Consider the following 14,975-nt stretch of genomic DNA (forward strand, 5'->3'; position numbering starts at 1 on the left):
AGAGGGATATATGAAGGAAAAATTTGACGTAACAGGTATGACCTGCTCCGCGTGTTCTTCCAGAGTGGAGAAATGTGTCCGTAAACTGGAAGGTGTAGAGGAGGTCAGTGTAAATCTGCTGACAAACAGTATGCAGGTACAGTACGATGAAACTGTTTTAAAGGAAAAAGGGATTATTGACGCTGTGATTCATGCAGGATACGGCGCTTCCCCGGCAGATGCAAAACAGGGAGAAAGAAAAAATATCAATGCAGGTACAGGATTTGCAGAACAGGAAAAAGAAAATCCGGTGCAGAAGCATTTGGAGGAGATGAAGAGAAGAACTATCTGGTCTTTTGTTTTCCTAATTCCTCTGATGTACGTTGCCATGGGGCATATGGCAGGTCTTCCACTGCCGTCCTTTCTTTCTGGAACAGAAAATGCCGTGGCATTTGCCTTTACCCAGTTTCTCATGTGTCTGCCTGTGCTGTATATAAACCGGGCGTATTTCAGCAAAGGCTTCAGTACGCTGTTTCACGGTGCGCCCAACATGGATACGCTGATTGCCGTGGGTTCAGGCGCTTCTCTGGTTTATGGGATTTTTGCCATTTACCGAATGGGACACGGGCTGGGCGTACAGGATTTTTCTCTGGTGAACCAGTATCGCCATGATTTATATTTTGAATCTTCAGTCATGATTCTGGCGTTGATTAATATAGGAAAATATCTGGAAGCACGTTCCAAGGGGAAGACAGGAGATGCCCTGAAAAAACTGCTGGATTTGGCGCCTAAGACAGCTCTTGCAGAGCGCAATGGAGAGATTGTGGAAATTCCTGCACAGGAGATTGTTCCGGGAGATGTGCTTCATGTAAAACCCGGAAAAAGCGTTCCTGCAGATGGCGTGGTGCTGGAGGGAAGTACCAGTGTGGACGAGGCAGCCATTACGGGAGAGAGCATTCCCGTATCCAAGCTTCCCGGCGACCGGGTCATTGCAGCTACCATGAATAAAACCGGTTTCTTTAAGATGAAAGCAGATAAAACAGGGGAAAATACAGTATTTTCCCAGATTATCCGCCTGGTGGAGGACGCAAGCGCAAGTAAAGCGCCCATTGCCAGAATGGCCGATAAAATCGCAGGGATTTTTGTTCCTGCGGTTATGGGAATTTCCCTTCTTACCATTGCGGGCTGGCTTTTATCCGGGGCAGGCTTTGAGTTTGCCTTATCCTGCGGAATTGCAGTGCTGGTGATTTCTTGTCCCTGTGCTCTGGGACTTGCCACGCCGGTTGCCATTATGGTGGGAACAGGAAAAGGGGCAGAGAATGGAATCCTCATTAAATCTGGAGAGGCCCTTGAAGTCGCCCATAATATTCAGAGTGTAGTATTGGATAAAACAGGAACTATTACCCAGGGAAAACCAGTGGTAACAGATGTTCATGCCCTGCACACAGACAGGGAAGCACTTCTGAAAATAGCAGGAGCTCTGGAAGCGGGAAGCGAGCACCCGCTGGCAGAGGCGATTCTCCTGAAAGTCAGGGAAGAAAAGCTTTCCATTCCAAAAACAGAGGGGTTTCTTTCCATTACCGGAAAAGGGGTACAGGCAAAAATCAGAGGACAGATGTTTTATGCAGGCAACGAAAAGCTGATGCAGGAGCATGGAATTGACTGCAGGGAAATACAGCCGCTTATGGAAAAGCTGGCAGAAGAAGGAAAGACTCCGCTGATTTTTGCAGAAGAATCCAGGGTGCTCGGTGTAATCGGTGCGGCAGATGTGGTGAAGCCCACCAGTGCACAGGCAGTAAAAGAGTTGAAAAAACTGGGGATTCGGGTTATTATGCTTACAGGGGATCATGCCAGAACTGCAAAAGCCATTCAAAAGCAGCTTGAGATAGATACTGTGATTGCTGAGGTTCTGCCACAGGACAAGGAACGAGAGGGTGGCAAAAATCCAGGAATCCGGACAGGTGGTTGCCATGGTGGGAGATGGCATTAATGATGCGCCTGCCCTTGCCAGAGCTGATGTAGGGATTGCCATTGGGGCAGGAACAGACGTTGCCATTGAAAGTGCGGATATTGTGTTGATGAAAAACGATTTGCTGGACGTAGTGACAGCCATCAGTCTGAGCAAGGCAGTTATCCGGAATATTAAACAGAATCTGTTCTGGGCATTTTTCTATAATACCTGTGGAATTCCACTGGCAGCAGGACTTCTTTATCCCATATTCGGATTGAAGTTGAGTCCTATGTTTGGTGCAGCGGCTATGAGCCTCAGCAGTCTTTTTGTGGTATCTAATGCCCTGCGGCTGCGGTTCTTCCATGTACTGAAGGCGCCAAAAAGAGAAGAAGAGCCCCATATTGCAGAAATAATAGAATTATCAGGAGGAAAAAATGATGTATACAATGAAAATCGAAGGAATGATGTGTCCACACTGCCAGGCAGCAGTGACAAAGGCTTTAAATGCCATGGAGGGTGTAAAGGCAGAGGTAAATCTGGAGAAAAAAGAGGCTTATGTGGAAGCAGAAGCAAAGGTGACAAAAGAAGACCTGACAAAAGCAGTGGTTGAGGCAGGTTATGAAGTCGTATCCGTAGAGTAAGAAATCGGGAGTGAAAAAAGATGATTCGAGTAGGAATGGGATATGATGTCCATAAGCTGACAGAGGGCAGAGATTTAATCTTAGGTGGGGTGAAGATTCCCTGGGAAAAAGGGCTTTTGGGACATTCAGATGCAGATGTGGTGGTGCATGCCATTATGGACGCTCTTTTGGGAGCAGCGGCTCTTCGAGATATCGGAAGGCATTTCCCGGACACAGATCCCCAGTACAAGGGGATTTCCAGCATAAAGCTTTTGCAGCATGTGGGAAAGCTGCTGGAGGAAAAGATGTATGTGATTAATAACATTGATGCCACCATTATTGCCCAGAAGCCAAAGCTTCTGCCTTATATAGATACCATGATTTCCAATGTAGCAGAGGCGCTGCATCTGGAAGAAGATCAGGTAAATATTAAGGCAACCACAGAAGAGGGGCTGGGCTTTACGGGAAGCCAGGAAGGCATTTCTGCCCATGCGGTCTGTGCGCTTACCCATGTGCAGGACTTTATGGGAGATGACAGAATACAGAGAGGCTGCGGCGGGTGCTGCAACAGGGAGTAGAGTAAGATGAGTATTTTAAATGTGCAGAATTTATCCCACGGTTTTGGTGACCGTGCCATTTTTCAGGACGTTTCTTTCCGAGTATTAAAAGGAGAGCATATCGGACTGGTAGGCGCCAATGGCGAGGGAAAATCTACCTTTATGAATATTATTACAGGGAATCTGGTGCCGGACGAGGGCAAAATCGAGTGGGCAAAAAATGTCCGTGTAGGCTATCTGGATCAGCACACCGTGCTGGAAAAAGGCATGACGATTCGCGATGTACTGAAGTCTGCTTTTTCCTGGCTTTTTGAGCTGGAAGAGCAGATGAATCAGATTTGTGACCGCATGGGAGAAGCCACAGAAGAAGAACTGACAAAGATGATGGAAGAGCTGGGGACCATACAGGATTTGCTCACCATGCATGATTTCTATGTGATTGACAGCAAAGTAGAGGAAGTCGGCAGGGCTCTGGGGCTGACCGCCATTGGTCTGGATAGAGATGTGACGGATTTAAGCGGCGGTCAGAGAACGAAAATCCTGCTGGGCAAGCTGCTTTTGGAAAAGCCGGATATTCTGCTTTTAGACGAGCCCACCAACTATCTGGACGTGGAGCATATTGAATGGCTGAAGCGGTATTTACAGGAATATGAAAATGCCTTTATCCTGATTTCTCACGATATTCCGTTTTTAAACAGTGTTGTGAATCTCATTTATCATATGGATAACCAGGAGTTGAACCGGTATGTAGGGGATTATGACCATTTCCAGGAGGTCTATGCCGTAAAAAAGGCTCAGCTTGAGGCAGCCTATAACCGCCAGCAGCAGGAAATCAGTGAACTGAAGGATTTTGTGGCAAGAAATAAGGCAAGGGTGGCAACCAGAAACATGGCAATGTCCAGACAGAAAAAGTTGGATAAAATGGACGTGATTGAACTGGCAAAGGAAAAACCCAAGCCGGAATTTCACTTTAAGACAGCCAGAACCCCCAGCCGCTTTGTGGTGGAAACAGAAGATTTGGTGATTGGATATGAGGAACCTCTTTCAAAGCCTTTGAATCTGCGGGTGGAAAGAGGAGAAAAGATTGTACTCACCGGCTCTAACGGAATCGGAAAGACCACGCTTTTAAAAAGCATTCTGGGTCTGATTCCGGCGTTGTCCGGAAAGGTACAGTTGGGCGATTATCTGGAAATCGGATACTTTGAGCAGGAAATGCCAAAAGGAAATAAAAATACCTGTATTCAGGAAATCTGGGACGTATTTCCCTCCTATACGCAATATGAGGTGCGGGCAGCCCTGGCAAAATGCGGACTGACTACAAAGCACATCGAAAGTCTGGTGCGGGTGTTAAGCGGTGGCGAGCAGGCAAAGGTGCGTCTGTGCAAAATTATCAACCGGGAGAGCAATGTGCTGATTCTGGATGAGCCCACCAATCATCTGGACGCGGACGCAAAGGATGAACTGAAACGGGCTTTAAAGGAATATAAGGGAACCATTCTCATGGTCTGCCATGAACCGGAATTTTATGAAGGGCTTGCCACAGATGTCTGGGACTGCTCATCCTGGAGTACGAGAATACAGTAAGGCCACGCGTTACTGTGAAAAAGAAAATGAAACAGTAAAAAATAAAACATGCAATTCGTTTTCATAAAAATGTGGAATATAAGGTATAATCAAAAAATATGCAGGAATTGAAAAATAAACTTGCAAAATTGAGAGTATGGCATTATAATACAAAACATAGTGAATACAATATCTTTTAACAGGAGGAACGGCCATGTCATATGTAGATGAGGTTATTGAAGCAGTTGTTAAAAAAAATCCGGGAGAACCGGAATTTCACCAGGCAGTAAAGGAAGTTCTGGATTCTTTAAGACCGGTTGTAGATGCCAATGAAGAAAAATACCGTAAGGAAGCGCTTCTGGAGCGTCTGGTAGAGCCGGAAAGAGTCATTATGTTCCGCGTTCCATGGGTAGATGACAAAGGAAACGTACAGGTAAACAAAGGCTACCGCGTACAGTTTAACAGCGCAATCGGACCTTACAAGGGCGGTCTGAGATTCCACCCGTCTGTATATCTGGGAATTATTAAATTCCTGGGCTTTGAACAGGTATTCAAAAACTCCCTGACAGGCCTTCCTATCGGTGGCGGAAAAGGTGGCTCTGACTTTGATCCAAAAGGCAAATCTGACAGAGAGGTTATGGCATTCTGTCAGAGCTTTATGACAGAATTATACCGCCACATTGGTCCGGACACAGACGTACCGGCAGGTGATATTGGTGTCGGTGCAAGAGAAATCGGCTATCTTTTCGGACAGTATAAGAGAATCCGTGATGCATATGAAGGCGTGCTGACAGGAAAGGGTCTGACCTATGGCGGTTCTTTAGTAAGAACACAGGCAACAGGATACGGACTTCTGTATCTTACAGAGGAATTGTTGAAAATCAATGGAAAAGAACTGGCAGGAAAAACCGTTGCAGTATCCGGAGCCGGAAATGTGGCAACTTATGCTATTGAAAAGGCGTACCAGTTAGGTGCAAAACCAGTGACCTGTTCAGATTCCACAGGCTGGGTATACGATCCGGAAGGCATTGACCTGGCAGCATTAAAGGACATCAAAGAAGTAAAACGTGCCCGTCTGAGCGAATATACAAGCTACAGACCAAACGCAGAATACCACGAAGGAAAAGGCGTATGGACTGTAAAATGTGACATAGCTCTTCCGTGTGCAACACAGAACGAACTGACTCTGGAAGATGCAAAGGCTCTGGTGGCAAACGGCTGCTTTGCAGTGGCAGAAGGCGCAAACATGCCGACAACACTGGAGGCTACCGAATACCTTCAGGAAAACGGTGTAATCTTTGCACCCGGTAAAGCTGCAAACGCAGGCGGCGTGGCTACTTCCGCACTGGAAATGTCCCAGAACAGCGAGCGTTTAAGCTGGAGTTTTGAAGAAGTAGATGCAAAATTACAGGGTATTATGGTAAATATCTGCCACAACATGGCAGACGCTGCCAAGAAATATGGTTTTGAAGGCAATTATGTAGTAGGTGCTAATGCAGCAGGCTTTGAGAAGGTTGCAGAAGCTATGATTGCACAGGGTATTTGCTAATACAGTGAATCAAATTTGAGAAATAGAATAGAACTCCGCATAAGACTGCCCCGGTGGGAGAGGAAACTCTCTTACCGGGGTGGTCGCATTTGAGGGGAAAAGGTTGCAAAAGAAAAAAAGAAGAGGTATCCTTTTTTTAGAACTTTGAAATAGAGGGGATTTTCATGGTAAGGATAGGAATATGTGACGATGAGAAAGCAGTGGTTTATCAGCTAAAAGAGATTCTGGAAAATATTTTGCAGGATATCAATACAGAATATGAAATCTTTTGTTATTTTTCAGCATCAGACTTGTTGAAAAATATAGCAAATCTGAATCTGATTTTTCTTGATATAGAAATGCCGGAAATAGATGGAATTTCGGCAGGAAAAGAAATTCACAGTCTTTATGCTGACTGTAAAATCGTGATGGCAACAAGCCGGGTAGAGCGATTCAAGGAAACTTTTAAATTTGGAGCATTCCGGTTTGTCACAAAACCATTTGATAGAGAAGAAATCAAGGAAGCATTAGAATCATATGAGCAGCAGCTTATCGGAAGAGAAAAAATAAGTGTATATAAAGACAGAGTGGAATATAGTATTGTGCAATCTAAGATTTTGTATGCAGAAGCATATAATGGATATACGGAATTTTCTATTGGCAACCAAAGATACAGAAAAGAGTGTTCTTTAAATGTTCTAGAGAAAGTGCTGGATTCCCGATGCTTTTACCGGATTAACAAGCAGTACTGTGTCAACTTGTTTTATATTCAGGAATACAACAAAGGAAAAATTAAATTTGCTTCTGTAGAAAGTAGGGTTTCCAGGAGAAAGCAAAAAGATTTTGAAAAACTTTACAATGAATTTCAGATTGTTTACAGGTGACAGGGAATATGAAAAGGTTTTACTTGATAGTATTTATTTTGGAATGGCTGAAATATTGGCTGATTTTTTCTGTTTTATATAAAGCAGAAATTCGACGAAAAAATATAGGGATTTTCGCACTGTTATTATATGCGGTGTTGATTGAATTTGTGAATGTGACAAATGTAGAAAAAAGTTTATTTCTCTATCTTGTGGTCATAAGTATACAATTTTTAACCGTCAGGATAAAAGAAAGAAAAAATTTTTTAACAATTCTTCTCACAGTTTTCTGTGTTACCTGCATAGACGAGATATGTAATGATATCGTTGTCTGGTTTGTGGCAGGAATGGATTACTGTTTTGAAAAAGAAGTTATTGTAATTATCAGCGATATTATCATGCTCTTTTGTATTTTCATTATACATATTGTAAAAAAACAGAAAAAATGGAATTTTTATCATAAATTTGGGGAGCTCTTGCAGAAGGGAAAGTGGATTCTGATTTTCGTTATGGCAAGTCAGATAGCGCTTGTTTTGGCAGGATTAAGCTATATGAAAGATAAGCTTTTAAACGGACAAGCTTATACTTATATGACAGTACTAAGCATTTTTTCCTTTTCCAGTCTGGTCATACTGGTTGTGGCAATATACCATGTGGAACGTATGAATGAGAAAATGAAAGAAACGGTAGATATTGAAAAAAATTGAGAAATTCGCAGAAGAACTACTATGAAATGCTGTTGCAAAAAGAAGAAGAAACCAGAAAATATCGTCACGATATTACAAATCATCTGATGTGTTTAAAAGCACTTGCAGATGATAAAAAGACAGAGCTGGTTTCTCATTATATTGAAACTTTACAAAAGGATATGCAGCAGATACAAAATAAAAATTACGATACAGGAAATCTTATATTGGATATTTTGTTAAACTATCATACAGGCAGGATTAGAAAGAAGACACAGATTCGGGTTATAGGGAAGTGTAACGATGCGATTCCGATAGATGAAGTGGATTTATGTTGTATTTTTGCAAACTTGTTTCAAAACGCAGTAGAAGCAGTAAATCGAATACAGGGAGATGAAGAAAGACATATCTATATTTATTTTAAAGAATATGCAGGAAGTTTGAGTTGTCAGATAAAAAACAGCATACAAGAAGAGAGTGTAAGATTAGGAAAAGATGGATTGCCTGTGACATCAAAAAAAGAGGGGAAAAATCATGGTATGGGAATGAAAAATGTAAAAGAAATGATAGAAGGTAAAAATGGATTGTTTAATTTTAAAGTACAGGGGGAGGAGTTTATATGTACAATCATGCTGAGATATAACCAATAAACAAGTTATTTAACCGATAAAAGAGTTAATGTTGAGATTCATAATTTCTTTTGCTATTGTTGTATTAGAAGAAAGGACAAGGAGGCGAAAGAGATTATGAATTTTTTTGTTGGAGATGTTTCTGTGTTGGGATTTTGGGAGGACTTAATTAAAGAGATATTTGATCAGATATTTGGATAAAAGATTGTGTCTATTTTAATATTGTAGAAATTATAGTTTGTAAAGGAGGGATTCCAATGGCTTATTTTGTTAACCATTCGATAGCATAAAACGATATATTTAGGAAGTGTTCTGAATGAGAAAGTTAGTAAAAGGTTTTTTGAGTATTTGTTTAATTTTAGTAATGACTACAAATTTATCTATACTACCAGTCATGGCACAGGAAGAAGAGGTACAGAGAGAAGAATTTGAAACTGTGATTGGGAACCAAAACATTGAATTTGTTTTGTATGAGAATGAAACGCTAAGACAAGTGGATTATGAAATAGAAGGGACGCTGCATTCGATAACTTACAATAAATATAACGGTGTTTTGGTTGTCGCTGGGAAGTGTATCGGAGATTCAGAAGAGGATATTTTGTTATATGGATCGCATGAAATGAGTAGAAGAAATGGGGTATTAAACACAGATATAGATGATGTTGCAGGTGTAGCTGCTGCGATATTGGCACTTGTAGGTTCAGGAGGTTGGTCAGCAGTTGTTGCTATAGCAGATATAATAGTAGGTCGTCATCTTCCTACAATTTATTATACAGATATTACATATTATACTGATGAATTAGTAGGGAGGAAGACCAAGAATGTATCATAAGTTCTATTTTTATACAGATGCAGCACGCACAGATTTGATAGGAGTAATTTAATGAAAGCTAGTAGAGATAAATACTCTGAAATTTTAAAATATTTGGCATGGACATTAGTTGTAATTGGGATAATTCTTATCTTAACTGGAAATACAGGTGGATTTGGTAGAAAATGTGTTATGACAGCAATGAACATCAGTGCTTTTTTCTGCATATTTGTAGAATATATACTTCAAAAATCGGATAAAAAAAAGAGTTCTTTATTGGCAGCAATTTTTTTGTTAATAAATGCAATAGGTATGTGGATTTGACAGTTCCAAGATAAAAAAAGAGATATATTGGTCATATTTATAAGTCCGGCAGTTTTTTCTATGATAGAAATTAAAATTGCCGGACTTTTTCCGAGAAAATTCATGGAAATTTCATTTCTTGTATGTTAAAATAGGAAAAAATTTTTAAGGAAGTGAGCATATGAAACTAGCAGAACACAAAACCCCCATTACCATAGGCATATTCTCCTCTTCGTCCCCAGTTTCCGTTACGGCATCTGTGCGGTATGAGAGAGGAAAGGCATATTTGGAAAGCAAAGGCTTTGGGATTGTGGACGGAAGCTTGTACAAGCAAAGGGAATTTTTATCGTTCCGGCACCATAAAGGAGCGGGCAGAGGAGTTTAATCAGCTTTTGTACCGGGAGGATATTTCCATACTTATGGCAGCCATAGGAGGAAATAATACCAATTCAATTTTACCATACCTGGATTACGAGTATCTGAAAGCCCATCCGAAAATCATCATAGGGTATTCGGACACAACGGCATTGCTGCTGGCTGTTTATGAAAAAACGGGACTTCCGGTATTTTACGGACCTGCCCTGGCATCTTCTTTTGGGGAACTGCCGCCTTTTGTAGATTGGACGTACGCGCAGTTTGAAACCATGCTTCAAGGCTATGGGAAGCTGCCTTATACCTTTCCCACGCCTGAATATTGGACAGACGAATTTATAGACTGGAACAGACAGACAAGGGGAAAAGAAGAGCGGGAAAACCAGTGGATTTGTGTAAATCCCGGTCAGGTAAAAGGAAGACTGATAGGTGGGAATCTGAACACCATGGAAGGCTTTTTCGGAACAGAATACATGCCGGAAATCCGAAAAGGAGATCTTCTTTTTATAGAAGATTCCCTGAAAGATGCCTGTACGATTGAACGTTCTTTTTCCCTTTTAAAATTGGCAGGCGTGTTTGAAAAAGTCGGAGGGATTATTCTGGGCAAGCATGAAAAATTTGATGATAACGGGACAGGCAGAAAGCCGTATGAAATCCTGCTGGAGGTACTGGGAACGCCCAAGATTCCAATACTGGCGGATTTTGACTGCTGCCATACCCACCCCATGCTTACCCTGCCTATCGGGAGTGAGATTTGTCTGGACGCAGGAGCAAAGTCTGTGACACTGCTCACAAATCCACTGGAAAAACTCAGATAAACATTGACAAATCCCTCATTTATGCATAAACTAGAGAAAGACAGAAAAAGGCTTGGAACGAAAAGAGTACGAACATTCTTCTTTTTCAGAGAGAGGCGGTCATCGGCTGTAAGCTGCCTTAAAAGAAACCTCGGAAAGTGCATTCGGGAGCTGATTCGGTGAAGGCAGATTCTTTGATTAGAAAGAACAGGACATAGCCGGATACGCAGGTCTGCGTTATGGACAAAGGAGTGGCAGACAGAAATTTTGTCTTCAAATAGAGTGGAACCGCGGAATCATTCGCCTCTATACTGCAAAGCAGCAGTGTAGGGGTGTTTTTTATTTTGCATACAGTTTTCATACAGGAAAGGAAGTGTGACATGGGATTTATCGGACATATTAAAGAAGAGTTTCAGGTGATCCAGGAAAGGGACCCGGCAATTAAAACGCCCATGGAGGTTTTGCTGTATCCCAGCTTTCGTGTTATGATACAATACAGGAGAGCGCATAAATTATACGAAAAGGGACATTATTTCCTTGCACGGTGGATTTCCCAGAGAGCTGCCAGAAAGACGGGAATCGAAATCCACCCCGGGGCAAAGATTGGAAAAGGGCTTTTTATTGACCATGGTGCAGGGGTGATTATCGGAGAAACTACGATTATTGGGGATAATGTAACCCTGTATCAGGGTGTGACCCTTGGGGGAACGGGAAAGGAAACGGGAAAGCGCCACCCAACGCTTAGAGATAATGTTATGGTCAGCGCCGGCGCTAAAATCCTGGGGTCGTTTACCATTGGAGAAAACTCTAAAATCGGCGCAGGAAGCGTGGTTTTGGAAGAGGTACCGCCTAATTGTACCGTGGTAGGCGTTCCGGGGCGTGTAGTAAAAAAGGAAAATCAGAAGGTGCCGCGGGTGGATATGGACCAGGTACATCTGCCAGACCCTACACTGGACGATATTCATTATCTCCAGCATGAAAATGAACAACTCCGTTCAGAGCTTCAGAAAATGGGCTATGAACTGAAGGATATGCAGGAAAGAGAAGCAAAATGCCGCAGGGCAAGAGAACTTGCAGAACAGAAAATGAAAAAGGAGTAAAAAGCATATGAAAATTTATAACACACTGACAAAGAGAAAAGAAGAGTTTGTTCCTTTAAAAGAGGGAAAAGTAAGTATGTACGTCTGCGGACCTACGGTTTACAACTTTATCCACATTGGAAATGCAAGACCTATGATTGTATTTGATACCGTGCGCCGTTATATGGAATATAAGGGGTATGAGGTAAATTATGTTTCTAATTTCACAGACGTGGACGATAAAATCATTGCAAAGGCAGTAGAGGAAGGCGTAAGCGCAGAAGAAATTTCTACCCGATATATTAAAGAATGTAAAAAAGATATGGCAGATATGAATGTAAAACCTGCAACCACACACCCTCTGGCTACTCAGGAAATTGACGGCATGATAGATATGATTCAGACGCTGATTGACAAGGGTTTTGCCTATGAGGTCAACGGCACCGTATATTTCCGGGTGAAAAATTTTAAGGAATATGGAAAACTCTCCCATAAGAACCTGGAGGATTTGCAGTCTGGATTCCGCTCTCTGCAGGTATCCGGAGAAGACCAGAAAGAAGACCCACTGGATTTTGTACTCTGGAAACCGAAAAAGGAAGGAGAGCCTTTCTGGGTATCTCCGTGGAGTGAAGGACGCCCCGGCTGGCACATTGAATGTTCTGTTATGTCCAAAAAATATCTGGGCGAGGAAATTGATATTCACGCAGGTGGCGAGGATTTGATTTTCCCTCATCATGAGAATGAAATTGCACAGTCTGAATGCTGCAACGGAAAGCCTTTTGCGAGATACTGGCTGCACAATGCCTTTTTAAATATTGATAACCGGAAAATGTCCAAATCTCTGGGGAATTTCTTTACCGTGAGAGAAATCGGAGAAAAATATGACTTACAGGTACTGCGTTTCTTCATGTTAAACGCACATTACAGAAGTCCGCTGAATTTCAGCGCAGAACTTATGGAAGCATCAAAAAATGCTCTCGATAGAATCATTACCTGCGTAGACCAGTTAAAGCATTTGCTGGAAACAGCGCCGGAAGGGGAAAAGACAGCAAAAGAACTGGAACTGGAGCCAGAAATCCAGGGTTATGTGAAGAAATATGAAGAATCCATGGAAGATGATTTCAATACCGCAGATGCCATTGCAGCAATTTTTGAACTGGTAAAATTTGCAAATACACAGGCAGACGGAACAAGTACAAAGGGATTTGTACAGGAACTTCTGGATACTATTGTACATTTAAGCGATATTCTGGGACTTCTGGTAAACAAAGAGGCAGATGTCTTAGACGAAGATGTTGAAAAATTAATTGAAGAACGTCAGATAGCCAGAAAAGAGAAAAACTTCAAGCGTGCAGATGAAATTCGCGACCAGCTGGCAGACATGGGCATTATTCTGAAGGATACAAGAGAGGGTGTACAATGGAAGCGAGCTTAAGCTATTTAAAGGAAATGTTTCAGTTAGCGGATACGGATATCCGGACGTATTCTCCCCTGACACTTGCCTATATCGGAGATGCAATTTATGAATTGGTTGTCCGTACGATTCTGGTGGAAAAGGGTAACACACAGGTAAATAAGCTGAATCAGAGAGCCAACCGTCTGGTAAAGGCGTCTGCACAGTCAGAAATGATTGAAAAGCTGAAACCCTATCTGACAGAAGAGGAAATGGCAGTGTTTAAACGGGGACGCAACGCCAAATCCTATACCATGGCAAAGAATGCAACCATGTCAGATTACCGCAGGGCAACAGGATTTGAGGCGCTTATGGGATATCTGTATCTCACGGAGCAGTGGGAGAGAATGCTGGAACTGATTAAACTGGGAATGACAGAAGAGGCAAAAGGAGAAGCAGATGGAGAATAAATTCCAGGAAACAAAAATAGAGGGACGCAATGCCGTACTGGAGGCGTTTCGTTCCGGGAAATCCGTGGATAAGCTTTTTGTGCTGGAAAAATGTGAGGACGGTCCTGTCCGCACGATTTTAAGGGAAGCGAAAAAGCATGATACTATAGTGAAATTTGTGAAAAAGGAGCGTCTGGAGCAACTGTCGGAAACAGGTATGCATCAGGGTGTCATTGCCATGACTGCGGCTTACAATTACGCAGAGGTGGCAGAGATGTTGGAGGCAGCAAGGGTAAAGGGAGAACCGCCGTTTCTGATTCTTCTGGACAATATTGAAGACCCTCACAATCTGGGTGCTATTATCAGAACTGCCAATCTGGCAGGCGCCCACGGCGTCATTATTCCGAAAAACAGAGCCGTCGGTCTGACTGCCACAGTTGCCAGAACCTCGGCAGGTGCGTTGAATTATACGCCTGTGGCAAAGGTGACAAATATGGCAAGAACCATTGAACAGCTGAAAAAAGAGGGTATGTGGTTTGTGTGTGCAGATATGGGCGGAACCACCATGTATGATCTGGATTTAAAGGGACCTATGGGGCTGGTGATTGGCAATGAAGGGGACGGTGTGTCCAAGCTGGTAAGGGAAAAATGTGATTTTATTGCATCTATCCCCATGAAAGGTGATATTGATTCCTTAAACGCGTCTGTGGCAGCAGGCGTACTTGCTTTTGAAATTGTGCGTCAGAGAATGGAAAAATGAAAAATTATGAACAATGCTCAGATGAGGAAATCATCGAGCTTCTGCAAAAAGGAGAACATTCCGTAGAGGATTATCTGATTAAAAAGTATAAGCCCATGGTACTGAAAAAAGCCCATGCCATGTTTCTCATAGGCGGGGAACAGGAGGATTTGATTCAGGAGGGCATGATAGGGCTTTTTAAGGCAGTGCAGGGATATCAGCCGGGAAAAAATGCGTCATTTTCTACCTTTGCCAACTTATGTGTGGAACGGCAGATGTGTAAGGCTATTGAAATTTCCGGCAGACAGAAGCACAGACCTTTAAATACCTATATTTCTCTGAGTCAGGAGGACGGACCTCTGGCAAATACTGAGGATACGGTGCAGTTAAATCCGGAGGAAATTGTCATTGGCAGGGAGAGTGCAGACAACCTGAAAAAACGGATTTGTAAGGTACTAAGCCCTTTTGAAAATCAGGTGTTGAAGTTCTATTTGCAGGGTATGGATTACCGGAAGATTGCGAAAAAGCTGGAAAAACCGGACAAGTCTGTGGACAATGCGTTGCAGCGGATTCGCGGTAAAATTCATGGCATGATAGAAGAATAGCTGTGAGAATTTTATGTAAAAAAGGAAAAATTACAAAAACAGATAAAAAAT

Annotated in this window: 14 protein-coding genes, 1 pseudogene and 1 other annotated feature; all 15 genes and pseudogenes read left to right on the plus strand. The window is 42.4% G+C overall.

What is annotated here, in order from left to right; genetic code table 11:
• Positions 1–10: 10 nt before the first annotated feature.
• The 15 genes and pseudogenes from DQQ01_RS05300 (at position 11) to DQQ01_RS05370 (ending at position 14,924) form a co-directional block, all read left to right on the plus strand.
• Positions 11–2,571, plus strand: a pseudogene (locus DQQ01_RS05300) (heavy metal translocating P-type ATPase).
• Positions 2,572–2,594: 23 nt separating this feature from the next.
• On the plus strand, positions 2,595–3,128 hold the full coding sequence (ispF, locus tag DQQ01_RS05305) for a 2-C-methyl-D-erythritol 2,4-cyclodiphosphate synthase (RefSeq protein ID WP_278278187.1): 534 nt from the start codon (positions 2,595–2,597) through the stop codon (positions 3,126–3,128).
• A gap of 6 nt (positions 3,129–3,134) precedes the next feature.
• Positions 3,135–4,691, plus strand: a complete 1,557-nt coding sequence (locus DQQ01_RS05310; protein WP_111919001.1) for an ABC-F family ATP-binding cassette domain-containing protein — start codon at positions 3,135–3,137, stop codon at positions 4,689–4,691.
• 193 nt (positions 4,692–4,884) lie between these two features.
• Entirely contained in the window at positions 4,885–6,219 is a 1,335-nt protein-coding gene (gdhA, locus tag DQQ01_RS05315) for an NADP-specific glutamate dehydrogenase (RefSeq protein ID WP_111919003.1), read from the plus strand.
• Between the two features lie 164 nt (positions 6,220–6,383).
• Positions 6,384–7,082 (plus strand): LytR/AlgR family response regulator transcription factor, encoded by a 699-nt coding sequence (locus tag DQQ01_RS05320; RefSeq protein ID WP_111919005.1) that lies wholly within the window; start codon positions 6,384–6,386, stop codon positions 7,080–7,082.
• Between the two features lie 8 nt (positions 7,083–7,090).
• Complete coding sequence (locus DQQ01_RS05325; protein WP_111919007.1) at positions 7,091–7,768, plus strand: hypothetical protein; 678 nt, start codon at positions 7,091–7,093, stop codon at positions 7,766–7,768.
• Between the two features lie 26 nt (positions 7,769–7,794).
• Positions 7,795–8,397, plus strand: a complete 603-nt coding sequence (locus DQQ01_RS05330; protein ID WP_111919009.1) for a sensor histidine kinase — start codon at positions 7,795–7,797, stop codon at positions 8,395–8,397.
• A 295-nt stretch (positions 8,398–8,692) separates the two neighbouring features.
• A complete protein-coding gene (locus tag DQQ01_RS05335; RefSeq protein WP_111919011.1) occupies positions 8,693–9,208 on the plus strand; it encodes a hypothetical protein in 516 nt (171 codons plus the stop codon).
• Positions 9,209–9,259: 51 nt separating this feature from the next.
• Positions 9,260–9,511, plus strand: coding sequence for a hypothetical protein (locus DQQ01_RS05340; protein WP_111919013.1), 252 nt, complete (start codon positions 9,260–9,262; stop codon positions 9,509–9,511).
• Positions 9,512–9,756: 245 nt separating this feature from the next.
• Positions 9,757–10,680, plus strand: a complete 924-nt coding sequence (locus tag DQQ01_RS05345; RefSeq protein ID WP_242980598.1) for a S66 family peptidase — start codon at positions 9,757–9,759, stop codon at positions 10,678–10,680.
• A 44-nt stretch (positions 10,681–10,724) separates the two neighbouring features.
• Positions 10,725–10,970: a binding site (T-box leader), on the plus strand.
• A gap of 69 nt (positions 10,971–11,039) precedes the next feature.
• The gene (gene epsC / locus DQQ01_RS05350; protein WP_111919015.1) at positions 11,040–11,759 is read left to right on the plus strand and encodes a serine O-acetyltransferase EpsC; all 720 of its coding nucleotides are present in this window, start codon (positions 11,040–11,042) and stop codon (positions 11,757–11,759) included.
• 7 nt (positions 11,760–11,766) lie between these two features.
• Entirely contained in the window at positions 11,767–13,173 is a 1,407-nt protein-coding gene (gene cysS / locus DQQ01_RS05355) for a cysteine--tRNA ligase (protein WP_111919017.1), read from the plus strand.
• Positions 13,158–13,601, plus strand: a complete 444-nt coding sequence (locus tag DQQ01_RS05360; protein WP_111919019.1) for a Mini-ribonuclease 3 — start codon at positions 13,158–13,160, stop codon at positions 13,599–13,601. The genes cysS and DQQ01_RS05360 overlap by 16 nt, the downstream gene beginning before the upstream one ends.
• Complete coding sequence (rlmB, locus tag DQQ01_RS05365) at positions 13,591–14,340, plus strand: 23S rRNA (guanosine(2251)-2'-O)-methyltransferase RlmB (protein WP_111919021.1); 750 nt, start codon at positions 13,591–13,593, stop codon at positions 14,338–14,340. Before DQQ01_RS05360 ends, rlmB begins: the two co-directional genes overlap by 11 nt.
• Positions 14,337–14,924, plus strand: coding sequence for a sigma-70 family RNA polymerase sigma factor (locus DQQ01_RS05370; RefSeq protein ID WP_111919023.1), 588 nt, complete (start codon positions 14,337–14,339; stop codon positions 14,922–14,924). The genes rlmB and DQQ01_RS05370 overlap by 4 nt, the downstream gene beginning before the upstream one ends.
• The last annotated feature ends 51 nt before the right edge of the window (positions 14,925–14,975 follow it).

Source organism: Blautia argi, from assembly GCF_003287895.1.
Taxonomy (GTDB): Bacteria; Bacillota; Clostridia; order Lachnospirales; family Lachnospiraceae; genus Blautia; species Blautia argi.